The organism is Gluconobacter sp. P1D12_c (genome assembly GCF_018812105.1).
Lineage (GTDB): Bacteria > Pseudomonadota > Alphaproteobacteria > Acetobacterales > Acetobacteraceae > Gluconobacter > Gluconobacter oxydans_A.
In genome coordinates this window covers 1-410 of sequence record NZ_JACSIQ010000616.1, presented here as the reverse complement: position 1 = coordinate 410, position 410 = coordinate 1, and the positions used below count along the sequence as shown (strand labels likewise).

The window sequence follows — 410 nt, the reverse complement described above, 5'->3', positions numbered from 1 at the left end:
ACTCATGACAACGATCCAAAAAATTTCTCGCAAATCGTTGAGAGTCTTCTTTTAAAATCATCAGACGTACAATTTTCCAAATCTAAATTATCGATACTCGAATACAAACCATCCTTGTCACATTCTTCTAAATCTTTAACCCAAAGGCGTATCTCATCTTTATTGTCATTAACAAAAACACACTCGTAACAAAAATCATCCTCGTCATCGTTCAAATATTCGTTGAATCTTAAAAAACCATATCCCCTGCTTTCTATGTAATCCAAAAACAAAGAAGAATGCGAAGGAAGACAACGCAAATAATCTCTATAACTTTTCACATCCTTCACAGGAAAAGAATGGTCAATATAATGGTCATGCAAACAAGTCATGATATCGTAAGGCTTTTCCCAACCGCAATAAACCTCGAC

The 410-nt window shown here is 34.6% G+C and carries 1 protein-coding gene; it reads right to left on the bottom strand.

Translation table 11 applies throughout. From position 1 onward, the window contains the following. Positions 1-2: 2 nt before the first annotated feature. Positions 3-410, bottom strand: a 408-nt coding sequence (locus KP705_RS18410) for a hypothetical protein (RefSeq protein WP_215765348.1), incomplete at its 5' end; no start/stop codon positions are given.